This is a genomic window from uncultured Sphingomonas sp. (assembly GCF_934560975.1).
GTDB lineage: Bacteria > Pseudomonadota > Alphaproteobacteria > Sphingomonadales > Sphingomonadaceae > Sphingomonas_I.
This window is the reverse complement of record NZ_CAKTFO010000015.1, coordinates 1-25,287: the sequence shown is the minus strand read 5'-3', so window position 1 is coordinate 25,287 and position 25,287 is coordinate 1. Positions and strand designations below refer to the sequence as shown.

The following is a 25,287-nucleotide window of genomic DNA, read 5'->3' as shown; positions in this document are numbered from 1 at the left end:
GCGGGCTGCGCGGGCGCGCCGTCACCATGTCCGCCACGGGGCCGCGCCCTTGTTCCACATGTCGTTCAGCACGGTCTTGTCGCGCAGCGTGTCCATCGGATGCCAGAAGCCCGGATGGCGATAGGCGACCAGTTCGCCCGCATCGGTCAGGGCGTTCATCGGCCCGTGTTCCCACACCGTGTCGTCGCCGTCGATCAGGTCCAGCGCCCGCGGCTGGAGGATGAAGAAGCCGCCGCTGATCCAGGTCCCGTCGCCCTCCGGCTTTTCCTTGAAGGCGCGGACGTGCGGATCCTCCTCCGTCAGGTACATCGCGCCGAAGCGCCCGGTCGGCTGTACGGCGGTGACCGTCGCCAGCTTGCCATGGGCGCGGTGAAAGGCCGTGAGCGAGGTGATGTCGATATTGCCGACGCCATCGCCATAGGTCATCAGGAACGGCTCGCCATCGAGCAAGCCGGCGGCACGCTTCAGCCGCCCGCCGGTCATGGTGTTCAGGCCCGTATCCAGCAGGGTGACCCGCCAGTCCTCCTCATGGGGCTGGTGATATTCGGCGGAGGACGTCGCCAGGTCGTAGGTGACGTTCAGCGCGCGCAGGCGATATTCCTCGAAATACCGCTTGATCAGCAGGCTCTTGTAGCCGCAGCAGACGATGAACTCACGGATGCCGTGCGAGCGCAGCATCTTCATGATGTGCCACAATATCGGCTCGCTGCCGATCTCGACCAGCGGCTTTGGAATAATGGAGGTCTCCTCGGCCAGTCGTGTGCCGAGTCCTCCTGCCAAGATCATTGCCTTCAAGGCGAAGTCCCCCTGCGATCGTCTCCCCCGATCGCCCTGGCAGGGTCTCACCAGTGGCGGATGGGGACAAGGGAACAATCTGAATAATACCAAAGGTGTCTGGCCTGTATGCTCACAACAACTCTGGTTATACCGTACCACTTTGGAGGGGGGCGGGGCGGATTAACGCAATTGATCGCAGACCAGATCGGCCAGTGCCAGCGACGCGGTAAGGCCGGGGGACTCGATCCCGAACAGGTTGACCAGCCCGTCCAGCCCATGATGCTCGGGCCCATGCACCATGAAGTCCGCCTCCGGCGATCCCGGACCGTTCAGCTTCGGGCGGATGCCGGCAAAGCCCGGCCGCAGGCGGGCAGGGTCCAGAGCCGGCCACACCCGGCGCGCGGCCGCGGCGAAGGCGGCATGTCGCCCCGGATCGACGCCATAATCGACCGCATCGATCCACTCCACATCGGGGCCGAAGCGCGCCCCGCCCGCAAGGTCCAGCGTCAGGTGGGTGCCCAATCCGCCCGGCACCGGCACCGGATAGATCAGGCGCGAGAAGGGAACCCTGCCGGCGTAGGAGAAGTAATGCCCCCGCGCGAGGTGGAGCGGCGGGATGGACGCCGGATCGCACGCCTCGATCCGGGCGGCGAGCGCCTGTGCGCCCAGTCCCGCTGCGTTGACCAGCATGGGTGCTGCCACGACCGGCTCCCGCTCGTCACACAGCCGGATCGTCCATGCTCCGCCGCGTCGCTCGACCGCTTCGATGTCCACGCCGCAGACCAAGGAGGCGCCGCCCGCCTCCGCACCGCCCAACAGCGACTGCATGTAGGCGTGCGAGTCGATGATGCCGGTCTGTTCGGACAGCAGCGCGCCGACGCAATCGAGCGCGGGCTCAAGTGCCTCCGCCTGCGCCGCGCCGAGCTGCACCAGTTCGACCCCGGCGGCACGGGCATGATCGACGATGGCCTCTAGAGCCGCAAGCTCGTCGGCATGCGTCGCAACGATCAGCTTGCCGATGCGGCGGTGGGGGACGCCATGCTCCGCGCAGAAACGATAGAGTTGGTGACGGCCGGTCACGCAGGACCGCGCCTTCAGCGAGCCGCTGCGGTAATAGATGCCGGCGTGAACGACTTCGCTGTTGCGCGAACTGGTGTGCGTGCCGAATTGGCTTTCACGTTCGAGGATCAGGACCTCGCAACCCCGTTGTGCCAGCGCGCGGGCAATGGCCAGGCCGATTACGCCCGCACCGCAGACGATCGCATCGACCTCATGCACAGCGACGATGCCCGGCCCGCCTGTGACATGGACGGAGCGCGGCCATATCGCCGACGCGCCTCACCCCGCCGATGTCACCAGGAGTGGCTCCAATAGGTCACCACCGCCGATCGCGGGAACAGCGATCGGGCGACCTCCGAAGACAGCAACTGCCGCTTGCGGATCAACTGCTTGCGCAGCAGCTTGTGTACCGGATTGGTCCAGTCGAGCGGATACCAGGCGCGAGGGGTCAGGACGGTGATCGTCCCATGGTCCAGCATCGCCCGCTGATCGGGGTGTAGCCGGCTGCGGACAGGCTCCACCGCGGCCCAGGCGGCGGCGCCGTCCATGCGTGAAAATGCGTCAAAGGCGCGCTTGAGCAGCACGGGACCGGTCATCTCCTCGGGCCCGCCGTCGCTGCCGGCCGCCTCCATCATCAGCCGGATGACGTAGAGCCAGAAGATCTGCCCGGGCCGGGATGCCATCACCGCGTTCGGCACCGAATGGGCGAAACGGCGGTTCCGACCCATGCGGCAGAGCACCACGTCGCCGCTCCCGAGCGTGTCGCCCACCGGGCGCAGGCATTCCGTGTCCATGTCGGCGTACAGGCCGCCATGATGGAGCAGGAAGAAATAACGCACCGCATCGGCGCGAAAGATCTCGGCCGGGTAGGCGTCATAGGTCTTGAGGAACCACGGAAACTGTTCGCTGATGAAGCGGCGATTGTCGTCGTCGTCCCACAAGATGACGGCATGATCCGGGTTGCGATCGACAAAGGTCTGCCGCCAGTAGCGATAATTGTCGGGAATGATGGACCTGCTCTTCCACGTTTGGAAGATGATCCTGGGAAAGCCCCGCGCGGGCGGGCGGGGTGGAGCCAGGTCCGGATTGACCACGACGGGCCTCTGCCGGTCCTGCCAACGCGACACCGGGCATGGCAGCGGCAGGCCGCGATGGTTGCGGAACACGAACCGGGCCAGTCGGGGCGTAGCTTCGTCGCCGATCGCATGGACGATGCGCAACAATCGCATCGTCCACGGATCGCGCCGGCCGCCAGTCACCGCAAACCGCCCGACTGGCGCGGCCCGGCCAAGCTGAAAAGCCCGGCGCGTGCATCCAGTGCCGCCGAGATATGCGCAAGTAAATGGATCATGCTTCTTGCCCCTGCATTGCGGTCGCGTTGCATCCCCGTTTCGGCCGACAGCATCGCGCAAGACCTCGCCGTAAATCTCCTGCACGGGATGACTAGTCCGCTTGTGCCGGCTTTACCCACTCCGGGGCATGGAGTGCGGGCCGATCTTGGCCGATCCTGAGCGTGCATTGGTGGATGGGGGCAATCATCCGGCAGGCGCGCGTCGGAGGCGCTAGGGGGAATGGGCATTCGTGAAGCATCGTGCGATGCCTGGTCGGCATGGCGGACGCCTGGGCTGCGCCACGCTGGGCCTGCTGGTTGTGGCGCAGCCGGCCTGTCCGCAAGTCAGTTCTGCCGTGCAGGGGAATGCAGTGCTGTCCCGTGATCGGCCGGGCCTGGGCCCGGTGGGTATCCCGATCGGCGGATTCCGGCTGTATCCCGCGCTGAACGGCAGCGTCGGCTATGACGACAATATCTACAATGTGCGGACCGACATCCGCAAAAGCCCGATCGTGGCGGTGCAGCCGAAGCTGGCGGTGCGCTCCAAGTGGAGCAACCATCGCCTCAACCTGGATGCCGAGGCGCTGATCGAGCGCTATCCCGACCTGCGCACGGAAAACAACAATCAATATGGCGCCACGCTGTCAGGTCGGCTGGATGCGACCCGCGCGATGCAGGTAGAGGGCGAGGCTCGCGCCGCCCGCGCGATCGAGCAGCGCGGCACCCCCGGCGACCTGTTCACCCGGGGCGAGCCGGTGCGGTTCGATCGGGTCGGTGGAACGCTGTCGGCACGGATGCTGCTTGGACCGGTGTTGCTGCAGGCAGGCGGCGCGCGGGACTCCTATTCCTACAAGGACGCCCGCGTCGGTCCGGCGCTGCTGGACCAGAGCTACCGCAACCATGATTCCACCGTCTTCACCGGCCGGCTGGGCTATCAGCTGGGGCCGAGCGTCACCGTATTCGCACAAGGCGGTTTGCGGCGGGAGCGGTACGATCAGGCCGAGGCCGCCCGCTTGCTCGACGCCAACGAAATGTCGGTGCTGGGTGGTGTCCGCTTCGAGATTACGGAACTGATGTCGGGCGAACTGGGCGTCGGTTATCTGCGCCGCCGCTACCGATCGGGTGCCTTTGGGCGAACATCCGCCTTCGCCTATGACGGTGCGCTCACCTGGAACCCGACGACGTTGCTGACCGTCACTGCACGGGCGCGCAAGTCGATCGAGGAGAGCCCGTTCCTGTCCGCATCGGGCATCGTCACCGATGCGGCCAGCGTGGAGGCGGATTACGAGCTGTTGCGCAACCTGTTGGTAAATGGGCGGCTTTCCCGCGTTAGAGAGGATTATCGCGACCTGGACCGGCGTGACCGCCGGATCGAAGCGCGGGTGGGCCTGCGCTACCTGTTGAACCGCTTGGTGGAGCTTGGCGCAAGCTACGACCGGCGGCGCCAGCGCGGCTCCGGTATCGCCGGGCGCGATTATGGCGGCAATGCGATTCGCCTGAGCGTGACGGTGCAGCGATGACGCGCGGCGGCACGGCCGGGGGCAGGGACGTCCCATGAATCATCATCGCGCCATCATCCGCGCACAAGGCTTGCGCCTGCCGAGCGGCGTGTCCGCCACGGCGGAGCCGGAGGCGGGCGACCGGCTGGACCTGCGCGCCTTGCTGACGACGTTGCGGCGGCGGCTGGGCCTGTTTCTGGCGGTGTTCGCGCTGGTGGTGGCGGGCGCGGCCTATCTCACCTCGCGTCAGCCCACGCTTTATACCGCCATGGCGGCCATCGTGCTCAACCTGCATCAGGAGCAGATCGCGCCCAAGGACACGCTGGGTCCGGTGACCAGCCCCGCCGACCGCGCGGATACGGAGGTCGAGGTGTTGAAGTCGCGCAACCTGGCGGACCGGGTAGCGCGTTCGCTGAAGCTGGCGGAGGATCCCAGCTTCAATCCGGCTCTACGGTCACGACCGCGAGGGGCAAGCTGGTGGCGCAAGCTGCTCGGCAGGGACGACGCGCCGCCGCTGCCGCCCAGCCCGGAGGATGTGCGCCGGGAGATGATCGACCTGCTGCAAAATGCGCTGTCGGTCACCCGCGTCGGCCAGACCTATGCGATGGAGGTGGCGATCACCACCGGATCGGCGATCAACGCCGCCCGCATCGCCAACGAATATGTGCGGCAATATACGCAAGGGCAGCTTCAGGAGAAAGTGGACCAAGGCAGTGTCGCCACCACATTCCTGGCTGGGCGGCTGGAGGAATTGCGGGCGCAGGCGCAGGCCGACACCGCCCGCGTGCAGCAATATCGCATCGCCAACAACCTGCTCAGCACGTCCGGCGCGTCACTGACCGAGCAGGAGATTGCCAGCTACAGCCAGGCCGTCTCCGCCGCGCGGGCGCAGACCTCCGAGGATCTGGCGCGGCTGAAGACCGCCAAGGACCAGATGCGGCAGGGATCCACCGGCGACGATGTCGGCGAGGCGCTGCAATCCGGGGTCGTGTCGGGACTGCGCGCCCGCCAGGCCGAGGTGAGCGGACGCCTCGCCACGCTGCGCAGCCGCTATGGCCCGCGCCACCCCGAAGTATTGCGCGCGTCCAGCGAACTGGAGGACATCAATCGCCAGATCGAAGCGGAGATCGGTCGCGTCATCTCCAACCTCGACGCGCGTACCCACGTCTCGCGCGAGCGTTCCCACTCCATCTCCGCCAGCCTGACGCAGGCACGGGCGGCATTGGCGCAGAGCAACGCGGCGATGACGGGCCTGGACGACCTCCAGCGCCGCGCGCAGGCATCGCAGTCGCTCTACGAAAGCTACCTCAACCGCTACAAGGAAGCGGTGGCCGAAGGCGGCACCGAGCGGCCGGATGCCAGCGTCATCTCCCGCGCGTCGATCCCGTTGGGGCCGACCAGCCCACGGCCCAAGCTGAACATGCTGCTGGGCTGCGTGCTGGGGCTGGGCGCGGGGCTGGTGGCGGCGTTCCTGACGGAGATGCTGTTTTCCGGCCTGACCACCGGCAACGAGGTCGAGCAGAAGTTCGGGCTCCCTTACCTGGGCGGCATTCCGCTGCTGTCCAAGGAGAACCGCGCGATCCATGGCGCCGACGAGGCGGTGATCAACTCGCCCCGGTCCAACTTCGCCGAAGCGTTTCGCAGCCTGCTGACCTCGCTCTATCAGGTGAACGAGGTACCGCCCAAGGTGATGCTGGTTACCTCCGCTCTGCCGCGTGAGGGCAAGACCACCATCTCCATCTGCCTTGCCCGCACCATGGCACGGCAGGGCGAGCGGACCCTGCTGATCGATGCCGACTACATGCAGCCGGTGATAAGTCGTAAACTGATCCCGGACGCGGTCGGGCATGGGCTGCTGGACGTGCTGAACGGCGATGTTGCGCTGGATCAGGCGCTGGTCGCGGACGGCACGCCGGGGATGGACATCCTGCCGGTCCGCGATCGTCCGGTGGATGTGGGCGAACTGATGGCGGGGCCTCCGATGCAGGCTTTGCTGGACGACGTGCGGCAGCGTTACGACGTGATCATCATCGATGCCGCGCCGGTGCTGCCGATCGCGACCAGCCGGGTACTGGCCGCGCTGGCGGATGCGGTGATCTTCGCCGTCCGCTGGCGCCATACGCCTGACCATGCGGTGGCGGCGGCATTGCGGCTGTTGCCGGCGCGACGGGTCAAGATCGCCGGCATGGTGCTGAGCCAGATCGACATGCGCAAGCAGGTCCGCGTCGGCCATGGCGACCCCAGTTTCTACTATCGCAAATACAAATCCTACTACAGCTGGTGAGGCTCGGGCTGGTGCGTCAGACAGGCTTGCGATGTGACGGGCGCGACACCTGCCGTCGGGTGGAGGCGCGGCGTGCCTAAGCGCGTGGCGATCATCCATTATTGGCTGGTCGGCATGCGCGGGGGCGAGCGCGTGCTGGAACGGCTGCTCCACCTGTTCCCGGATGCCGACATCTTCACCCACGTCTATGTGCCGTCGGCCGTGTCGGCGACGATCCGGTCACGCACGATCAAGACCAGCTTCATCCAGAAGCTGCCCGGCGCCGCGCGGCATTATCAGAAGTACCTGCCCTTGATGCCGATGGCGTTGGAGCAGATCGACCTGCGCGGCTACGACCTGGTGATCAGCAGCGAGGCGGGACCGGCCAAGGGAGTGATCGCCGCGCCCGATGCGCTGCACCTGTGTTACTGCCACTCGCCAATGCGCTATTTGTGGGACCATTACCATGATTACGCGGCATCCTCCGGCGCCGCCGCGCGGCTGATCATGCCGTGGGCGTTTCACCGGATGCGGCAGTGGGACGTGTCCTCCGCCGCGCGGGTGGACCGGTTCGTGGCCAATTCCTCCTTCATCCAGCGGCGCATCCAGCGGGTCTGGGCGCGCCAGTCCGACATCGTCCACCCGCCCGTGACCGTGGATCTGTTTCGACCGACGCGGGACGTGGGCGACCATTATCTGTGGGTCGGCCAGATGACGCCCTACAAGCGCGCGGACATTACGGTGGATGCATTCAACCGCCTGGGGCTGCCGCTGCTGATGATCGGCACGGGCGCGCAGGCGGCGGAGCTACGCCGGCGTGCCGGACCCAATATCCGCATCGTGCCGCGCCTTCCGTTCGACGAACTGCGCCGGGCCTATGCGCGCTGCCGCGCCCTGATCTTCACGGCGGAGGAGGATTTCGGGATTGTGCCGGTGGAGGCGATGGCGGCCGGCCGCCCGGTCCTGGCTTTTGCCGGGGGCGGCACACGCGACAGCGTGGTGCCGGGCGAAACCGGCCTGCTGTTCGCGCCGCAGACGGCAGAAGGGCTGATCGAGGGAGTTGAGGCGATGGAGCAATGGCTGCCCCATTTCGACCCCGACGCGGCGGTGTCGCGTGCCGCGCAATTCGCGCCCGAGCGGTTCGATGCCGGCATCCGCTCCGCGCTGGCGGGTGTCTGATGCGCCGGCGGGCGGACCTGTTGCTGCTGCTGGCCCCCGTGCTGCTGGGCGGCAGCAGCACGCTGCCCGCCGCCACTCCGGTGCCATCCGGTCCGCTCCGCGTCGGGGTGGCGACCCATTTCGACCAGGGCTGGTCGCTGTCGCTGATGGACCGGCTGGGCGGTCTGCGGCTGCGCGCCATCCGCGACGACTTGCCCTGGGGCAAGGTGGAGCATGCGCCCGGCGAGTATGACTTCTCCGGACCATCCGCCGCTTATGTCGCACGTGCCTGTGCCCAGGGCGTCAAGCTGCTGCTGATGATCGACCCGCGGCACCAGGCCTATGATGGCAATGCCAGCGTCTACTCGCCTACGGCCCAAGTGGCCTATGCCGCCTATCTCAGCGCCGTTCTCGACCATTATGGCTCCAATTGCGTGGCGGCGATCGAGGTCGGCAATGAGATCAATGCCGGCGATCCCCGCCTGCCGCCCGGCGTGTCCATCGCGCGGGTCCATGCGTCGCTGCTGAAGACCGTCAGCCAGCTGGTGAAGCCGCGCTATCCCGAGGTGCGGATCCTGGGCGGGTCCAGCAACATGGTTGCCACCGGGTTCGAGGACGAACTGTTCGCGCACGGGGCGCTCGCCCATCTCGACGGGGTGGCGGTGCATCCCTATCGCGATCACCCGGAAGGGCTGGACGACGAACTGGCGCGGCTGGTGGCGGTAATGCGCCGCCATGGTCAGGTAAAGCCGATCTGGGCGACCGAGATCGGGGACGAGGTCGATGATCCCCGCGCCGCGGCGAGCCTGCTGGTGCGAATGCTGTGCCTACTCGGGGCCGAGCCCGATCTCGCCGCGATCTACTGGTATGCGCTGATCGACGAACCCTATTTCCGCAACACCGGGCTGATGACCCCGCAGGCACGGATCAAGCCGGCGGGGGAGGCGATGCTGGCCGTCAACCGCCACCTGCTGCCGAAGGGCCGGCCGGTGCGGCTGCATGGGCAGGACCGCAGCGTCTATGTCTATCGCTTCGGCCGCGACAGCTATGTCCTGTGGGGTGTCCCGCGCGCGGTGCGGATCGAGGGGCCGGGGCGGATCTTCGATGCGCAGGGCCGTCCGCTTCCCGCGCTCACCAGCCTGTCGAGCGATCCCGTGATCGTCGTCGGCGCGACCCAGGTGGTGGTGGGCGACGGCCCGGTGCTGGCCGACAGCCTGTATCAATATGGCGCGCCGCCGTGGCATTATTATGGACGCCGCCGTTCGGGCGAGATGCTGCCGCTCCGGTCGATCGACTGGACGTGGAGCTCTTACTGGGGCGATCCCGATCTGCGTCCGCTGGCGATCGGCGGAACCTCCGCCACGCCGGCCGGCGACCCCGGCAACCCGCTTGCCGCAACCGTGCGCTACACCGCCGCCGCAAGCGGTCCGGCGGCGATCAGCGCCTGCTTCGCCAAGGCACCGCGCGGGGATGGCGTGACGGTGGCGATTTTGCACAATGGCCGCCCGCTCCGCGCGGCCGTACTGCGCGACCGTCTCGCCATTGCCGCCTTGCCCGTCCGGCTGGCGGCGGGCGACCGGCTGGACTTCGCCTTCGGTCCCCACGGCACGGCGGACGGCGACGCGCTCACCTATCGTATCCGCCTGCTCAAGCCGGGTGCGGGAGAGGGGGCCGCGGCGCCATGCGCGTGAACGGCACGGTTGCAGGGCGCGCGCGATGATCCCGACCGTGTTCGGCATCGTCATCGCGGGCATCGGCCTGGTGCTGCTGGTGCGGGCGCAGGTGCCGGCCATGTATGTGTTCGTGCTCGTCTGTTCGCTGATGGGTGGATCGGCGGCGTTGCAGCTGCCGGCCCTAGGCGGCTCCTCCATCCCGCCGGTGCAGTTCGCGCTGGGCTTCCTGATCCTCCGCCTGCTGCTGCCCGGCAGCGGGGCGGGCGAACTGGTCAAGCAGGGCATCCGGGCCAACGGCCTGCTGGTCGCCTATGCGCTTTACGGCGTGACCATGGCCTTTGTCGGCCCGCGCATCTTCGCCGGCCGGATCATGGTCGTGCCGATGAAGGTCACGGCGGTCTACATGTTCGCGGTGTTCAAGCTGGTGCCGAGCAGCCAGAACATCACAGCATCCGTCTACATGATCGGCACCATGATGCTGGCGGTCGCCTCCTATGCGGCCTGCCGGCACGAGCGCGGCGGCCGGGCGCTGGTGAAGACCGGGGTGGTGCTGTGCTGGATCCATATCTTCTTCGGGGTCAGCGGGGTGGTGCTGTCGGGTACGCCGTGGAGCGACGTGCTCGATTTCTTCCGCAACGGCAGCTACGCGCAACTCGACCAGCGCATCGGCACCGTGGTCCGCATGAACGGCATCCATCCCGAGCCGTCCTCCTTTGCCGGCTTCGGCTATGTCTGGTTCCTGTTCATGGCCGAATGCTGGTATCGCGACGTCAGCTCCAAGGCGACCGGCTGGGCCGCGTTCGCGATGGGGCTGACGCTGGCGGCGTCCACCTCGTCCACCGCCTATCTGGGCCTCGGCGCCTATTTCCTGATACTCGGCCTCAGGGTCGTGTTCGTGCCCGACAACATCCCGTCGCCCAAGCTCGTCCGGCTGGGGATGGTGGCGCTGGCGCTAGCCGTGCTGGTGTGTCTGATCTTCCTGCTGCAACCCGGCCTGGTCGCTACCGCCAGCGACGTCTTTACCTCCATGACGGTGGGCAAGAAGGACAGCGATTCCGCGCTGCAACGGTCCTTCTGGGCGAAGCAGGGCGTGAATGCCTTCGCCGCGTCCATGGGCCTCGGCATCGGTCCGGGCAGCTTCCGCTCGTCCAGCCTGCCGACCGCCGTGATCGGCGCCACCGGGCTGTTCGGGGCCATCATGCTGCTGCTCTACGTGCTGCACGTTCTGAAGCCCTGGCGCGCGTCGACCTATAATCGCGTGCGGACGACCACCGACGCGTCCGGCGTGGCGGCGGCGTGGACGGCCGTGTGCATGCTGATCCCGGCCAGCTTCGTCAGCCCGACATCCGACCCCGGCGGAGACTTCGCCATCTTCGCGGGCGCGGCACTGGCGCTGCGGCTGCCGGCCGGACGCAAGCGCCTGTTCCGGCCGGAAGCGGCCCGGGCCGACCATGTGCGGCGGAGTGTAGTCCCCGCATGAGCCGCTCTTACACCCCGCAACGGAGACTGTGGATGAGGATATATGTGGCGATCCCCACCATCGGCCGGCCGGAAACGGTGCGCCAGATCGTGGGCAACTTGGCCCGCCAGCGCCGCCGGCCGGACGGCATCGTCGTGGTCAGCGTGCGGCCGGGGGACGTCGCCGGGCTGGAGGGGTCGCCGATGCGGCCGGAGATCCTGTTCTCCGACCTTGGCCTGTGCGTGCAGCGCAACCGGGCGCTGCGCCATTTGGCGGGGCGAGCCGACATCGTCCTGTTCCTGGATGACGATTTCGTCCTCGCCGATGATTATCTGGAGGCGCTTGAGCGGCTGTTTGCCGCCCAGCCCGACGTGGTCGGAGCGACCGGTCGGGTGATCGCCGACGGCATCGGCCATCAGGGCTACAGCTTTGCCGAAGCCGTGGCGTTGGTGGAGGCCGACATGCCCCCGCCCGAACCGCAGGAGTTTGCGGAGCGTGCGCTCTATGGCTGCAACATGGCGATCCGCCTCTCCGCACTGGGGGAGCTGCGCTTCGACGAGGCGCTGCCGCTTTATGGCTGGCTGGAAGACATCGACGTCACCTACCAACTCGGCCGCAAGGGCCGGCTGGTGCGATCTCAGCGGCTGGCCGGTGTCCACATGGGCGCCAAGGGGGGGCGGACTTCGGGCGTGCGGCTGGGTTACTCGCAGATCGCCAACCCGGTCTACCTGCTCCGCAAGCGTAGCGCGCCGCCGGCGCTCGCCTGGGAAATGATGGCTCGCAACATCGCGTCCAACCTCGTGCGCAGCTTGGCGCCGGAGAGGCATGTGGACCGGCGCGGCCGGCTGCGCGGCAATTTGCTCGCGCTGGCGCATCTGCTGACCGCCCGGCTCGATCCGCGCCATATCCTCAGGATCGTGTGATGGGCGGGGGCTTGCGCACCATCACCTTCAACGGGAAATTCTACTGCGGCGCACTGAACGGCGTGCACCGTGTCGCCGATCGCCTGATCCGCGAAGTGGACCGCCAGGTCGCGGCCATGCCGGAGGGCGATCGGCCGCGCCTGCGGCTGGTGCTGCCGGAGGCGCGCGGCTGGACGCCCGAACTGCGCGCCACGCGGCTGGACCAGCAGCGGCTGGGGCATACCCAATGGTGGGAGCAGGGGTTGCTGCCCGGTGTGGCAGAGGGCGAGGTGCTGGTGAACCTCTGCAACCTCGCGCCGCTCCGCCACCGCCGGCAGCTGTTGCTGCTGCACGACGCGCAATTCCTGTTTCCCGACTGCTCCTATCCGTTCCGCCAGCGCTGGGGGCACCGCCTGCTGGCGCCGCGCATGGCACGGCATAGCGCGCGGGTGCTGACCGTTTCTCAATATTCGCGCCAGATCCTCGACCTCGCCGGCATCGCCGCAAGGGAGCGGATCGGCATCCTCTACAATGGCGTGGATCACATCCTGGACGCGATGCCGGACGACCACGCGCTCGACCGCTACGCGCTTGCGCCGCAAGGCTATGTTCTGCTGTTCGGCAGCGCCAAGCGGTACAAGAATGTCCAGTTGGTGTTCGATGCGTTCAGCCGGCCGGATCTGTCGCACCTGACCCTGGTGGTGGTCGGAACGGACCGCGCCGCGCACGAAGCGGCCGCGATGGTGCCGCCTGCCAACGCCGTCTTCACCGGCGCGATCGAGGATACGGTGTTGCGCGCCCTCTATGCGGAGGCGCTGTGCGTCGCGCTGCCGTCGCGGACCGAAGGGTTCGGGTTGCCCCCGGTGGAAGCGATGCTGCTCGGCTGCCCGGCCGTGGTGGCGCCGGCGGGAGCGCTGCCGGAAATATGTCGCGACGCCGCCTGCTATGCCGACGTGGATCGACCGGACGAATGGGTGGCGGCCATTCTACGGCTGCAATGTGACCCGGCATATCGGACGGCCAAGATCGCGGCGGGGCGGGCGCGGGCGGCGGATTTCACCTGGGCGCGGGCGGGTGCGCGCCTGCTGGACGAACTGCTCGAACTCGCCGCCGGTTGATAGGGGGGGAGCGGCTACAGCTTGCGCAGCCACAGGCGATCGACCTTGTGGTCCGATCCCTTGCGGACGATCACGTCGGCGCGCTGCCGGCCGGGCAGGATGTTCTCCGTCAGGTTGAGTTCGTTCACGTCGCGCCAGATCCTGCGCGCGATCCCGCGCGCTTCCTCCTCGTCCAGCACGGCCAGGCGATGGAAGAAGGCGGTCGGATCCTGGAATGCCGTGGCGCGGAGCAGCATGAACCGCTCCTCGAACCAGCGGGCGATGTTGGCCGGTTCGGCATCGATGTAGATGGACAGGTCGAAGAAGTCGCTGGCGGTGAAAGGCGCGCGCGCCGCATCGGGGCCGGCCCCGATCTGCAGCACGTTGAGCCCTTCGAAGATCAGGATGTCGGGCGCATCCACATGGTCCATCTGCCCAGGTATCACGTCATAGACATGGTGCGAGTATACCGGCGCTTCGCCCCGTCCGGTCCCGCGCACATTCGACAGGAACTGGATCATGCGGCGCATGTCGTAGCTTTCGGGGAAGCCCTTGCGCTGGGTCAGTCCACGCTCTTCCAGGATGGCGTTCGGGTAGAGGAAGCCATCGGTGGTGACCAGGTCCACGCGCGGCGTATCTGGCCAGCGCGACAGCAGCGCGCGGAGCAGGCGGGCGGTGGTGCTCTTGCCCACCGCAACCGATCCGGCGATCGCCACCACATAAGGGCGCTTGGCGGGCGGACGGCCCAGGAAATCGTCAGTGACGCGCGCCAGCCCGTGCGCCGCATTGACGTGGAGGTTGATGAGCCGGGTGAGCGGCAGGTAGATGTCCTCCACCTCCTTCAACGAAGTCGGCTCGTTCGCGCCGCGCAGCTTCAGCAGGTCTTCCTCACCCAGCGTCAGCGGGACAGCCGAACGCAGGCGCGCCCATGCGGCGCGGGAGAATTGCGTGTGGCTTTCATCCACGGTCGGGATGGCGTCCGGAGCGCGACGGCGGGACGGCTTGCCCGGCGATGTGGCAATGGCGGCATCCTCGCGCTGGCCGGCGTCCACGAAGTCGAGCGGCAATAGCTTTTCGCCCTCTACCAGATTGCCCGGCACCTGCGCCGCGTCCAGGATCTCCGTATGATAAGCGCCGTCGATGTAGCCGCGCACCAGCCAGCGGTGTACGGTGGACGGGGACTTGCCGATCGCCGCGGAAAAGCGGGACAGGCCGCCGAACTTGGCGGCCACGATCGATGCAGGCGCGGTCCGATTGATCGGTCGCTTGGGAGTGTTTCGCGTCACGGTCACGATGTCCCATTATGACGCGCGCCGTGCAACCGTGATCCTGCAAATTGGCGATTTGCGAAATATCCCCTTGCGAGCCGAGCCAAATAGTCTCATACGATTTTGCACAATGCGAAATCGAGTCCTGGTCTCCGCCGTCCGCCCGCGGGCAATTCTGATCCCGATCGCCGTGGCGACGCTGGCGTGCCCCGCCATGGCACAGCAGGCGGACGACACAGGTGTGCCCGATCTGGTCGTCACGGCGCAGCGGCGGCCGGAACAGGCGCAGGATGTCGGCATCGCCTTGTCGGTGATCGACGGATCGACGCTGGCCGATCGCGGCGTCTCCACCATCAACCAGCTGCAATATCAGACGCCTGGGCTGGAGGCGGTACCGGCTTTCGGGGGCGGGCAACCGCAATTTCGGCTGCGTGGCGTCGGCTTCGACGATTATGCGTCCAACAACACGTCCCCGGTCGGGGTTTATGTGGATGACGTGGCCAAGCCCTTTCCGATCCAGACCCAGGGGTTGCTGTTTGATCTCGACCGGGTGGAGGTGCTGCGCGGGCCGCAGGGCACGCTCTACGGGCGTAACACCACCGCTGGCGCGATCAACTTCATCACCGCGCGGCCGAGCGAAACCACGTCAGCCGGTTTCTCGGGCGAATATGGCCGCTTCGACCTGTTCCGCGCGGAAGGTTTCCTCACCGGGCAATTGGGCGAGGGACTGACCGGCCGCATCGCCGCCGCCACGGAACAGGGCGGCGGGTTCCAGCGCAACCGCGTGGACGGGCGGCGCCTGGGCGATGCGGATCGCTGGGGCACGCGTGGGCAATTGGCTTATGACAACGGGGCGTTCGACCTGCTGCTGGAGGGGCATTATGCCCGCGACACGTCGGAGGCGACCGGCCTGTACCTGTTCCGGGCGCTCGGCACCCTGCCGGCGGACACCAGCCGGCGCGCGACGGGGTGGGGCGGTTCCGCCGCCTTCCAGGCCCAGACGGGCATCGCGCCGTCCGCCAAGCCGTTTCGCGACAACGACACGGCCGGCGGGCACGCCACCGCCACGCTCGATCTGGACGGCGTGTCCCTGACCAGCATCACCGCCTATGAGCATTTTCGGCGGCGGGAATATAATGACTGGGATGCGTCGGCGGCGGCGCTGGCCGGCACCTATTTCAACAGCCGCGCCAAGACCTTTTCGCAGGAAGTGCGCCTCGCGTCCGACGGGGTTGGCGATGTTAAGTGGGTGCTGGGGGGATATTTCGCGGACGAGCGGCTGAAGGATCGATTCCTGTCCGACTTCCAGGACTCGCTCGGCTTCGTGGCGCGCACCGGCTATCGGCAGAGCGCCCGCACCGCCGCCGGTTTCGGCCAGGTCGATGTGACGCTGGCGCCGCAACTGACCGTGACCGGCGGCGCGCGGGTCGAGCGGGAGGTGCGCCGCCTGCGCGACTTCACCACCGTCACCAGCCCCGTGCCGGAACCCGGCGCGGGCGCGCGGCTCGGCACCACGCAGGTCAGCGGCAAGCTCGCCGCCGACTACCGCCTCAGCCCCGACGTGCTGTTCTATGCCAGCGCCAGTCGGGGGGTGAAATCGGGTGGCTTCACCGCCTACAACACGCTGACCGTGGACCAGCTTGCGCCGTTCAAGCCGGAAATCCTCTACGCCTATGAAGTGGGTGCCAAGAGCGACCTGGCCGGCCGCCGCCTGCGCCTGAACGGATCGGCATTCTACTACGATTACCGGCGGCAGCAGGTGCAGTCCGCCATCTACGACACGGTCTATGGCGCGGTGGGCAAGATCGTGAACGCGCCGCGTTCGCACATCTACGGCGCGGAGGCCGAACTGACCTGGCGCCCGCTGGCGGGGTTGGAGGTGACGCAGGGGATTGCCTGGCGGAAGGGCAAATATGACCGCTTCACCGATCTCGATATTGCCGCATCGGCGGCGGCGGGGCAGGCGGTGGCGATCGACCGCAAGGGGCAGGATCAGGGCTTTCCGCGCTGGAGCTATACCGGCTCGCTCGCCTACACCGCTCCTGTCGCCGACGATCATGCGGTCACGGTGGAGACGGACTATAGCTATCGCGACACGCTCCAGCCCGTGCTGCTGGGGCCGGTCTATCGCGTGCAATCCTATTGGATCGTCAACGGCAGCATCGGCTTCGGTCCCCGCGACGGGCGCTGGAACATCGGCGTCTACGGCCGCAACATCCTCAACGACCATTACGACCTGACCCGCAACTTCTTCCTGGGCGGGATCGACATTGCGTCGCCGGGACGGCCGGCCAGCTATGGGGTCAAGGCACGGGTGCGCTTCTGAGCCATGGCGGAGCGCGAGGAGCCGGACGGATGCTGACACGCGGGCGGGATGCGGTCCGTGCCGTGCTGGCCTCCCTCGCGCTGTTGTGCGTGCTGGCCTGTGCCGCGCCGGCATCGGCCCGCGACCGGATCGTGGTGGCGCTCCAGCTGGAGCCGCCGACCCTGGATCCGACGGCAGGCGCGGCCTCCGCAATCGACGAGGTGACGTACCGCACCATCTATGAAGGGCTCACCCGGCTGGACGCGACGGGGGCGCCGATGCCGCTGCTCGCCACGGGCTGGACCATGGCGCCGGACGCGCGCAGCTACGTCTTCCGATTGCGCGGTGGCGTGCGCTTCGCCGATGGCACGCCGTTCGATGCGCGGGTGGTCGCCTTCAGCCTGCTTCGCGCCGGCGCACCCGGATCGGCCAATGCCCAGGCGGAGGCGCTCGGCAACATTGCGGGCGTGGACATGCTCGATCCGCTCACCGTCCGCATCCGCCTCAAGCAGCCCGATGCGGGCCTGCCGGCGTTGCTGGCCTGGGGCGATAGCGTGATGGTGTCACCCCGTGCCGTTGCTGCCCTCGCCACCACGCCGGTCGGCACCGGGCCGTTTCTTTATGCCTCATGGGTCCGGGGGGATCGGCTGACGCTGTCCCGCAACGAGGGTTATTGGGGGGTGAAGCCGTCGCTGAAGGCTATCCAGTTCCGCTTCGTTGGCGATCCGGCGGCCGCTTATGCCGGGGTGAAGACGCACGAAATCGATCTGTTTCCGGATTATCCCGCACCGGAAAACCTGGCGCAGTTGCGGGCCGATCCCTCGCTCGCCGTGTCGGTCAATCCCAGTCAGGCGGAAGTGATCGTGGCGCTCAACAATGCGCGCGGGCCGTTTCGCGATCTGCGGGTGCGGCGCGCGATAGCCCATGCGATCGACCGGCGGGCGATCATCGACGGGGCGATGTCCGGCTATGGCACCCCGATCGGCAGCCACTTTCCGCCGCAAAGTCCGGACTATGTGGACCTGACCGGACGTTATCCGCACGATCTCGGTCGCGCGCGGGCGCTGCTGGCCGACGCGGGCTACCCCAATGGCTTCACCACGGTGCTGGCTTTGCCCCCGGCACCCTACGCGCATCGCACGGGCGAGATCGTCGCCGCGCAGCTGCACGCGATCGGCATCACCGTGCGGATCGTGCCGCTGGAATGGGCGCAATGGCTGGATCAGGTCTTTGCGCGCCACGATTACGCCATAACCATCGTAGCCCATGCCGAGCCCGCCGATTACGCCATCTATGGCCGCTCCGATTATTATTTCGGCTACGACGGGCGCGGGGTGAAGGCCTTGCTCGATCGCCTGCGCGCGACCTCCGAACCGGCCGAGCGCCATGGCCTGCTTGGCGCGGTCCAGCGCAGGATCGCCGACGATGCGGTGAATGCGTTCCTGTTCCAATATCCGCACATGGCGGTGGCCGATCGCCGGCTTACGGGGGTGTGGATCAACACGCCGCTGCAATCGGTCGATTTTTCCACGGTCCGTTTTGCCGGAGACGATGGAGCCGGCCTCGTCCGGGCCGATCGGGCGGGGCGCTGGCTGATCGGCGCTTCGGCGCTCTTCGCGGCGCTGATCGTGGTCCAGATCGTACGCGCGGGCGGCGCGGCGTGGCTGATGCGCCGGGTTACCATTCTTGCGCTGACGCTAGCGGGCGCAAGCCTGTTCGTGTTCGCGCTGCTGCAACTCGCGCCCGGAGACCCCGCACAATATATGATGGGGCTGGAGGCGAGCCCCGCCGCCTTGACCGGCCTGCGGGTGCAATTGGGCCTCGAAGGGTCGGCCGTGCAGCGTTATGTCACATGGGCGAGCGGGCTGCTGCACGGGGACTTCGGCATCAGCTACACCTACCGCATACCGGTCGCGGCGTTGATCGGGCCGCGGATCGGCCTGTCGCTGGCGCTGGCGGCGCTGGCGATTCTGGTGTCGGTTGCGCTGGCGCTGCCGGCGGCGATCCTGGCGGCGCGACGTCCGGGCGGGTGGGGCGATCGCCTGATCGGGGCGGCCGCACGCCTCGGCCTTGCCCTGCCGAGCTTCTGGCTGGCGATGCTGTTGCTGCTCCTGTTCGCGGTTCGGTTGCGCTGGTTGCCCGCCAGCGGCTTTTCCGGCTGGGATGCGGGCGTTTCTTCCATCCTCGCGTCCCTGCTGCTGCCCGCATCCGCGCTCGCCCTGCCCCAGGCGGCGGTGATCGTGCGGGTTGCGCGCAATGCGCTAGGTGCGGAACTGACGCGCGATTATGTCCGCACCGCCCGCGCCAAGGGGCTGCGCCGCGACACCGTCCTGTGGCGTCATGTTCTGCCCAACGCGGCCGCGCCGATTGTGGCGGTGATCGGCCTGCAATTCCCGTTCCTGCTGGGCGGCAGCGTGATCGTGGAAAACATCTTCTACCTGCCGGGTCTGGGACGCCTGCTGCTCCAGGCGATTACCGGCCGCGACCTGATCGTGGTGCAGGGGGTGGCGATGGTGCTGGTGGTGGCGACGGTGCTGGCGAGTTTGCTGACCGACGTGGCGCAGGCCTTGCTGGACCCGCGCGCGGAGGGGCGGCAATGAAGGGACCAATCGGCCTGATCCTGCTCGGCGCCATGATCGCCGTGGCGCTGGTGGCGAGCCTGTGGACGCCGCAGTCGGTGCAGGCGATCGACGTGGCGGCGCGGTTTCAGCCATCCTCCTGGGCGCATCCGCTCGGCACCGACCAACTGGGTCGCGACCTTCTGTCGATGCTGGCGGCGGGCGCAGGGCCGTCGCTGGGCGTGGCGGCGCTGGCGGCGGTGATCGGGATCGTGTTCGGCGTGCCGCTCGGCCTCACCGCCGTAGCCTGTCCGGGTTGGGTGGACGAGGCGATTGCGCGCGCGGCCGACATCCTGTTCGCCTTTCCGGCCTTGGTGCTCGCCATCCTGATCGTCGCGATCCTGGGTCCGGGCGCCGTCAATGCCGGCCTTGCGATCGGCCTGTTCAACATTCCCGTCTTCGTTCGGGTCACCCGCGCGGCGGCGCGTGGCGTCTGGGCGCGCGACTTCATCCTGGCCGCGCGCGTGACCGGGGCGGGGCGGGTCCGCATCTCCGTGGATCATATCCTGCCCAACATCGCCGCCGTGCTGATCGTGCAGGCGGCGGTGCAGATGTCGCTCGGCCTGATCGCCGAGGCCGGTTTGTCCTTCCTGGGCCTGGGTGCGCAGCCGCCGCAGCCGAGCTGGGGGCGGATGATGGCGGATGCGCAGACGCTGATCGCCACCGCGCCGCGGCTGGTGCTGCTGCCCGGCCTTGCCATGGCCGGAACCGTGCTGGCGATCAACCGCGCCGGTGAGGAGCTTCGCGCGCGATGGGTGAAAGGCGCGGCATGACGTTGCTTTCCTTCGAGAAATTGTCGCTGTGCTATGATGGCAGGGCCGTGCTGCGCGACGTATCGCTGGCGGTGGGCGCGGGCGAGATCGTGGCGTTGGTCGGTCGGTCGGGATCGGGCAAGAGTTCGCTCGCCCATGCGCTGCTCGGCCTGCTCCCCGACGGCGCACGGATCGGCGGACGGATGCTGCTGGACGGCGAGGATCTGGCCGTGCTGGACGAGCGTCGTTTCAGTCAGGTCCGGGGCGGTCGCATCGGCATGGTGTTTCAGGAACCGGCCACCGCGCTCAACCCGGCCCTTACGATCGGCCGCCAGATCGAGGAGGTGCTGGCCCGCCACACGGCGCTGGACCGGGCGGCGCGGCGGCAGGCGGCAACGACCCTCCTCGCGCAGATGGGGCTGGACGTCGCCCCTTCGCGTCATCCGCACAGCCTGTCCGGCGGGCAGCGCCAGCGCGTCGCCATCGCCATGGCTTTGGCCGGGGAGCCGGCGCTGCTGGTCGCGGACGAACCCACCGCCTCGCTGGACCCGCTCGCCCAGGCCAAAGTGATCGAGGTGCTGGTCCAAGCGGTGCGGGAGCGGGGCATGGGCCTGCTGCTGGCTACGCACGATCTGCCGCTGGCCACCAACATTGCCGATCGGCTGGTGGTGCTGGAAGACGGGCAGGTGGCGGAGCAGGGGCCGCCCGCAACCCTGATCCGCCAGCCGGCATCCGCCTTCCTGCGCGCCAGCGTCACGGCCGCTACGCCCCCGCCCGCACCACCGCCGTCCCTCCGATCGGAGCCGATCGTCGGGATCGAGGGGGTTTCCTGCTCCTTCCGGAAGCCCGGATTGGTCGCGCGCGGGCGCTTGCCGGCGTTGTCGTGCATCACCGCCGCCCTGCATCGGGGGGAAACGCTGGCGGTGATCGGCCCGTCCGGCTCTGGCAAGTCGACGCTGGCCCGCTTGGTGCTGGGCCTCGATCGTGCGGAGCAGGGCGTCATCACGATCGGCGGACAAGATTGGCGGCACGCACGCGGTGCATCGCTCCGCGCCATGCGGCGGCGGGTGCAGGCCGTGTTCCAGGATCCGGCGGCCAGCTTCGATCCCGCCTGGACCGTCGCGCGGATCGTCGGCGAACCGCTGCGCCTGGCCGCCACGCCCCCCAGCGATGCGGAGCGCACTGCCATGGTAGTGGAGACGCTGGGCCAGGTCGGGCTGGAGGCGGATGCGGCGATGCGCTTGCCCCGGCATTTTTCGGGCGGGCAGCGCCAGCGGATCGCGATCGCGCGTGCCCTGATTCTGCGGCCGAACGTGGTGGTGCTGGACGAGGCGTTTACCGCGCTGGATCCGCCGCTCAAGGCGGAGATGGCGGCATTGCTCCAACGCCTGCAATCCGACCTCGGTCTGGCCTTTCTGTTCGTCAGCCACGATCTCGCGCTGGTGCGCGGCCTGGCGCATCGCGTGATCGTGCTGAAGGATGGGGAGATCGTGGAGCAGGGCGACGCCGCGCAGGTGCTGGCGGCGCCGCTCCATCCCTATACCGCCGCCCTGCTGGCCGCGACGCCGGAAGTGCGGCGGAGCGGCCTCGGCCCCAAGGATTAACGCAGCAGGATCTCGGCCGTGCGATCCCACATTCCGGGTGTCGCTGCCGCCAACATGCCCGTGCCCGACTGCGCGGGCGCATAAGGCGTTCCGTCGAAGCGGGCGATGCGGCCGCCCGCCTCCGTCAGGATCAGCGCGCCCGGCGCATGATCCCACACGAAGGTCCGCCAGAACAGGGCCAGGTCATTGGTCCCCAGGATGACGCGCGGATATTGCTCCGCCGCGCAACGGGGGATGTTGACGCATTGCAGCTTGCCGACCGCGCGCGCCTCCATGTCGTCGCGCAGGTCCGGCGGCAGGTAGCGGGTGGAGAGACCGGCGACGGGGATCGCCTGCCCGCTGGTGCGCGACCGCACCCGCTCGCCATTGATGAAGGCGCCGCCGCCCAGCGTGGCGTGGCACATCCGGTCCGCCACCGGATCCAGGATCCACGCGCCCTGGGTGACGCCCCGGTCGACCAGCGCGACCATGATCCCGAACGGCGTCTCGCCGGCCGCGAAATTGGCGGTGCCGTCGATCGGATCGACGATCCAGACCGTGCCGTCGGCCACCGTGTCGAGCAGCCCCGGGTTCACGGCGCAGGCCTCTTCCCCGATCACGCGCGATCCGGGCAGCAACCGCATCAACCCTTCGGTCAGCGCATCCTCGCTCTGGCGATCGGCGACGGTGACGAGTTCGTCGGGGGCCTTTTCCTCGATCTCAGCGGCGTCGAGCTGGCGAAAGCGCGGCATCACGATCCGGCGGGCGACGTCGTGGATCAAGTCCGCGACCGGCTGGGTGAGTTGGGTATCCATCAGCTGCGATAATCCGCGTTGATCGAGATATATCCGTGGGTCAGATCACACGTCCACACGGTGGCGCGGCCCTCGCTTAGGCCAAGGTCCACATCCACCTCGACCGCCTGCCCCTTCAGGTGGGCGGCAACCGGGGCTTCGTCATAGCCGTCCACCGCCAGCCCGTCGCGTGCCACCTGCACGCCGCCGAAGCGGATCGACAGTTTGTCGCGCTCCGCCGGCTCGCCCGCCTTGCCGACGGCCATCACGATCCGGCCCCAATTGGCATCCTCGCCCGCAATGGCGGTCTTCACCAGCGGGGAGTTGGCGATCGACATGGCGATGCGATGCGCGCTGCCGTCGCTTTCCGCGCCAGCGACGGTCACGGTGATGAACTTGGACGCGCCCTCCCCATCGCGGACGACCAGTTGCGCCAGCTGGCGGCAAAGATCGGTCAGCGCCGCCTGGAACGCATCCGCCCCGGCATCGTCGAACGATGCGAGCGGCGCATTGCCCGCCTTGCCCGTGGCGAAAGCCAGCACCGTGTCGGAGGTGGAGGTATCGCCATCGACCGTGATGCAGGAAAAGGTCGGCGCATTGGCCGCGTCCAGCATCCGCTGGAGCAACGGCGCCTCGACCGCCGCATCGGTGAAGAGGAAGCCCAGCATCGTCGCCATGTCGGGCGCGATCATGCCCGATCCCTTGATGATCCCCACCAAAGTCACGGTGCGGCCATCGACGATGGCGGTGGTGCTGGCTCCCTTGGCGAAGGTGTCGGTGGTGCCGATCGTCTGCGTCGCGTCGAGCCAGTCGGCGGCGGGTGCCTGCATCACGGCGTCGATCCCCGCCTCCGCCTTGTCGATTGGGAGCGGTACGCCGATTACGCCGGTCGAGGAAACAAAGACATCCGACGGCCGGCAACCGACATGGCCGGCCACCCGTGCCGCGATCGCCTCCACGGCTGCGCGGCCGCGATCGCCGGTGAAGGCATTGCTGTTGCCCGCATTCACCACAAGGGCGCGTGCCTGACCGAGCGTCAAGGCGGCGCGGCACCATTCGACTTCGGGCGAGGGGCACCTGGACCGGGTCGTCACACCCGCGACGGTCGTGCCCTCCTCCAACGCCGCATAGGTCAAATCGGTGCGGTCCCACGCCTTGTACCCTGCACGGGCCACGGCCAATCGCACGCCGGCGATCGGCGGCATGTCGGGGAAGGGCGAGGCGAGGGGAGAGATGCTGTGGGACATGATCCACGCCTAGCAGCGCAATCATGTCACGCTCAAGGCATGGACGACACCAGCACCTTCACCTACATGGGTCGACGATGCGCTTCCTTCTCCTCCTGTCAGCCCTGCTTGCATCGCTATGCGGCGTGATCTCGGGCACGGCGTCGGCAACGGCGCAGGTGGAAGCGAGCGTCACCGTCAGCGCGCAGGCCGATGCGGCCGCCGCCGACGCCGGTCAGCGGTTCAAGGATGTCGATGGCCCGCGTGATCTGCCACGCTGGCATGTCGCGGCTCCGGGCCGGGATGCCTCCGCTTTTCCGCTCTATCTGGATCGCCCGCGCGAATAAGCCCGCGCCTGCCTTCTTCTCGTCACATCCATTGCGCGCCGCACCGGGCTTCGTCGGCGCGCCCCCCGCATAGACAAGGGTTTCATCCATGTTCGCCGGCATCGCCAAGGCCATTTTCGGCTCGTCCAACGATCGTTACGTCAAGTCGCTCGGCCCCGTGGTCAAGAAGATCGCCGCGCTGGAGCCCGCGATCCGGGCGCTGTCGGATGAGGAATTGTCCGCTCAGACCGCCAAGTTCCGGTCGCTATTGGACCAGGGCGAAACGCTGGAAAGCCTGATGCCCGAAGCGTTCGCCACCGTGCGCGAGGCGGCATGGCGCGTGCTGGGCCAGCGCCACTACGACGTGCAGATGATCGGCGGCATCGTGCTGAGCCGGGGCGAGATTGCGGAGATGCGGACGGGCGAGGGCAAGACCCTCGTAGCGACGCTCGCCACCTACCTTGCGGCGCTGCCGGGCAAGGGCGTGCACGTCGTCACGGTCAACGACTATCTCGCTGCACGCGACGCGGAGTGGATGGGGCGGGTCTATCGGTTCATGGGGCTGACGGTCGGCATCATCGTGCCCAATTTGTCGGACGAGCAGCGTCGCGCCGCGTATGAAGCCGACATCACCTATGCCACCAATAACGAACTCGGCTTCGACTATCTGCGCGATAATATGAAGTACGACCGTGGGCAGATGGTCCAACGGCCGTTCGCCCACGCCATCGTGGATGAGGTGGACTCGATCCTGATCGACGAGGCGCGCACCCCGCTGATCATCTCCGGCCCGACCGAGGACAAATCCGAACTCTACATCGCGGTGGATGCGGTCGTGAAGCAGATCGCACCCGCCGATTACGAGTTCGATGAAAAGCAACGCTCCGTGATCCTGACCGAGGACGGCACGGAAAAGGTGGAGCGCATGCTGGAGGCGGCCGGCCTGCTGGAAGGCGCCAACCTGTATGATTTCGAAAACACCCAGGTGGTCCATCACCTGAACCAGTCGCTGAAGGCCGTCGTCGCGTTCAGGCGGGATGCGGACTACATCGTCAAGGACGGCAAGGTCGTTATCATCGACGAATTCACCGGCCGCATGATGGACGGCCGCCGCTGGTCGGACGGCCTGCACCAGGCGGTCGAGGCCAAGGAAGGCGTGAATATCGAGCCTGAGAACCAGACGCTCGCCTCCATAACC

The 25,287-nt window shown here is 67.8% G+C and carries 18 protein-coding genes and 1 pseudogene; 13 read left to right on the top strand and 6 right to left on the bottom strand.

Annotation, left to right across the window (positions count from 1 at the left end):
- Positions 1-21: 21 nt before the first annotated feature.
- The 3 genes from rfbF to Q0D93_RS10335 all read right to left on the bottom strand — a co-directional run bounded on the left by rfbF (position 22) and on the right by Q0D93_RS10335 (position 3,095).
- On the bottom strand, positions 22-786 hold the full coding sequence (gene rfbF / locus Q0D93_RS10345) for a glucose-1-phosphate cytidylyltransferase (protein ID WP_366510274.1): 765 nt from the start codon (positions 784-786) through the stop codon (positions 22-24).
- A 171-nt stretch (positions 787-957) separates the two neighbouring features.
- A complete protein-coding gene (locus Q0D93_RS10340; RefSeq protein WP_294393665.1) occupies positions 958-2,055 on the bottom strand; it encodes an NAD(P)/FAD-dependent oxidoreductase in 1,098 nt (365 codons plus the stop codon).
- A 74-nt stretch (positions 2,056-2,129) separates the two neighbouring features.
- On the bottom strand, positions 2,130-3,095 hold the full coding sequence (locus Q0D93_RS10335; RefSeq protein ID WP_294393663.1) for a glycosyltransferase: 966 nt from the start codon (positions 3,093-3,095) through the stop codon (positions 2,130-2,132).
- A 337-nt stretch (positions 3,096-3,432) separates the two neighbouring features.
- Here Q0D93_RS10335 and Q0D93_RS10330 point away from each other — a divergent pair, with 337 nt between their 5' ends.
- The 7 genes from Q0D93_RS10330 to Q0D93_RS10300 all read left to right on the top strand — a co-directional run bounded on the left by Q0D93_RS10330 (position 3,433) and on the right by Q0D93_RS10300 (position 13,238).
- Complete coding sequence (locus tag Q0D93_RS10330) at positions 3,433-4,686, top strand: outer membrane beta-barrel protein (RefSeq protein ID WP_294393661.1); 1,254 nt, start codon at positions 3,433-3,435, stop codon at positions 4,684-4,686.
- Between the two features lie 34 nt (positions 4,687-4,720).
- The gene (locus tag Q0D93_RS10325; protein WP_294393658.1) at positions 4,721-6,949 is read left to right on the top strand and encodes an AAA family ATPase; all 2,229 of its coding nucleotides are present in this window, start codon (positions 4,721-4,723) and stop codon (positions 6,947-6,949) included.
- 114 nt (positions 6,950-7,063) lie between these two features.
- Positions 7,064-8,107 (top strand): glycosyltransferase, encoded by a 1,044-nt coding sequence (locus Q0D93_RS10320; protein ID WP_294393797.1) that lies wholly within the window; start codon positions 7,064-7,066, stop codon positions 8,105-8,107.
- Positions 8,107-9,777 (top strand): hypothetical protein, encoded by a 1,671-nt coding sequence (locus Q0D93_RS10315; protein ID WP_294393655.1) that lies wholly within the window; start codon positions 8,107-8,109, stop codon positions 9,775-9,777. The genes Q0D93_RS10320 and Q0D93_RS10315 overlap by 1 nt, the downstream gene beginning before the upstream one ends.
- Positions 9,778-9,802: 25 nt before the next feature.
- A complete protein-coding gene (locus tag Q0D93_RS10310; RefSeq protein WP_294393652.1) occupies positions 9,803-11,239 on the top strand; it encodes an O-antigen ligase family protein in 1,437 nt (478 codons plus the stop codon).
- Between the two features lie 32 nt (positions 11,240-11,271).
- Entirely contained in the window at positions 11,272-12,141 is an 870-nt protein-coding gene (locus Q0D93_RS10305; RefSeq protein WP_294393649.1) for a glycosyltransferase family 2 protein, read from the top strand.
- Positions 12,141-13,238 (top strand): glycosyltransferase family 1 protein, encoded by a 1,098-nt coding sequence (locus Q0D93_RS10300; protein ID WP_294393647.1) that lies wholly within the window; start codon positions 12,141-12,143, stop codon positions 13,236-13,238. Before Q0D93_RS10305 ends, Q0D93_RS10300 begins: the two co-directional genes overlap by 1 nt.
- A gap of 14 nt (positions 13,239-13,252) precedes the next feature.
- Here Q0D93_RS10300 and coaA read toward each other — a convergent pair whose 3' ends face one another.
- Positions 13,253-14,509 (bottom strand): type I pantothenate kinase, encoded by a 1,257-nt coding sequence (gene coaA, locus Q0D93_RS10295; RefSeq protein ID WP_294393644.1) that lies wholly within the window; start codon positions 14,507-14,509, stop codon positions 13,253-13,255.
- A gap of 106 nt (positions 14,510-14,615) precedes the next feature.
- Here coaA and Q0D93_RS10290 point away from each other — a divergent pair, with 106 nt between their 5' ends.
- Genes Q0D93_RS10290 through Q0D93_RS10275 form a run of 4 tightly spaced genes read left to right on the top strand, consistent with a single transcriptional unit; the run spans position 14,616 to position 21,764 of the window.
- Entirely contained in the window at positions 14,616-16,811 is a 2,196-nt protein-coding gene (locus Q0D93_RS10290; protein ID WP_294393641.1) for a TonB-dependent receptor, read from the top strand.
- Between the two features lie 29 nt (positions 16,812-16,840).
- Positions 16,841-19,390, top strand: coding sequence for an ABC transporter substrate-binding protein (locus tag Q0D93_RS10285; protein ID WP_294393639.1), 2,550 nt, complete (start codon positions 16,841-16,843; stop codon positions 19,388-19,390).
- Positions 19,387-20,181, top strand: a complete 795-nt coding sequence (locus Q0D93_RS10280) for an ABC transporter permease (RefSeq protein WP_294393636.1) — start codon at positions 19,387-19,389, stop codon at positions 20,179-20,181. Before Q0D93_RS10285 ends, Q0D93_RS10280 begins: the two co-directional genes overlap by 4 nt.
- Positions 20,178-21,764: an ABC transporter ATP-binding protein gene (locus Q0D93_RS10275; protein WP_294393633.1), complete on the top strand. Its 1,587-nt coding sequence runs from the start codon at positions 20,178-20,180 to the stop codon at positions 21,762-21,764. Before Q0D93_RS10280 ends, Q0D93_RS10275 begins: the two co-directional genes overlap by 4 nt.
- On the opposite strand, the gene Q0D93_RS10270 is transcribed toward Q0D93_RS10275, so the two are convergent.
- Together Q0D93_RS10270 and argJ are read right to left on the bottom strand one after the other, a co-directional pair.
- The gene (locus tag Q0D93_RS10270; protein ID WP_294393630.1) at positions 21,761-22,558 is read right to left on the bottom strand and encodes an inositol monophosphatase family protein; all 798 of its coding nucleotides are present in this window, start codon (positions 22,556-22,558) and stop codon (positions 21,761-21,763) included. The genes Q0D93_RS10275 and Q0D93_RS10270 overlap by 4 nt on opposite strands.
- Positions 22,558-23,784, bottom strand: a complete 1,227-nt coding sequence (gene argJ / locus Q0D93_RS10265; protein ID WP_294393628.1) for a bifunctional glutamate N-acetyltransferase/amino-acid acetyltransferase ArgJ — start codon at positions 23,782-23,784, stop codon at positions 22,558-22,560. Before argJ ends, Q0D93_RS10270 begins: the two co-directional genes overlap by 1 nt.
- A gap of 77 nt (positions 23,785-23,861) precedes the next feature.
- Here argJ and Q0D93_RS10260 point away from each other — a divergent pair, with 77 nt between their 5' ends.
- On the top strand, positions 23,862-24,110 hold the full coding sequence (locus tag Q0D93_RS10260; protein ID WP_294393622.1) for a hypothetical protein: 249 nt from the start codon (positions 23,862-23,864) through the stop codon (positions 24,108-24,110).
- Positions 24,111-24,198: 88 nt separating this feature from the next.
- Positions 24,199-25,287: pseudogene (locus Q0D93_RS10255) on the top strand (preprotein translocase subunit SecA); the annotation flags it as partial.

Coding starts and splice junctions, on each gene's coding strand:
- Q0D93_RS10290 (WP_294393641.1), top strand. CDS start 14,616: ATGCGAAATCGAGTCCTGGTCTCCGCCGTCCGCCCGCGGGCAATTCTG.
- Q0D93_RS10330 (WP_294393661.1), top strand. CDS start 3,433: ATGCCTGGTCGGCATGGCGGACGCCTGGGCTGCGCCACGCTGGGCCTG.
- Q0D93_RS10270 (WP_294393630.1), bottom strand. CDS start 22,558: ATGGATACCCAACTCACCCAGCCGGTCGCGGACTTGATCCACGACGTC.
- Q0D93_RS10305 (WP_294393649.1), top strand. CDS start 11,272: ATGAGGATATATGTGGCGATCCCCACCATCGGCCGGCCGGAAACGGTG.
- argJ (WP_294393628.1), bottom strand. CDS start 23,784: ATGTCCCACAGCATCTCTCCCCTCGCCTCGCCCTTCCCCGACATGCCG.
- Q0D93_RS10320 (WP_294393797.1), top strand. CDS start 7,064: ATGCGCGGGGGCGAGCGCGTGCTGGAACGGCTGCTCCACCTGTTCCCG.
- Q0D93_RS10310 (WP_294393652.1), top strand. CDS start 9,803: ATGATCCCGACCGTGTTCGGCATCGTCATCGCGGGCATCGGCCTGGTG.
- Q0D93_RS10260 (WP_294393622.1), top strand. CDS start 23,862: ATGCGCTTCCTTCTCCTCCTGTCAGCCCTGCTTGCATCGCTATGCGGC.
- Q0D93_RS10280 (WP_294393636.1), top strand. CDS start 19,387: ATGAAGGGACCAATCGGCCTGATCCTGCTCGGCGCCATGATCGCCGTG.
- rfbF (WP_366510274.1), bottom strand. CDS start 786: ATGATCTTGGCAGGAGGACTCGGCACACGACTGGCCGAGGAGACCTCC.
- Q0D93_RS10300 (WP_294393647.1), top strand. CDS start 12,141: ATGGGCGGGGGCTTGCGCACCATCACCTTCAACGGGAAATTCTACTGC.
- Q0D93_RS10325 (WP_294393658.1), top strand. CDS start 4,721: ATGAATCATCATCGCGCCATCATCCGCGCACAAGGCTTGCGCCTGCCG.
- Q0D93_RS10285 (WP_294393639.1), top strand. CDS start 16,841: ATGCTGACACGCGGGCGGGATGCGGTCCGTGCCGTGCTGGCCTCCCTC.
- Q0D93_RS10315 (WP_294393655.1), top strand. CDS start 8,107: ATGCGCCGGCGGGCGGACCTGTTGCTGCTGCTGGCCCCCGTGCTGCTG.
- Q0D93_RS10275 (WP_294393633.1), top strand. CDS start 20,178: ATGACGTTGCTTTCCTTCGAGAAATTGTCGCTGTGCTATGATGGCAGG.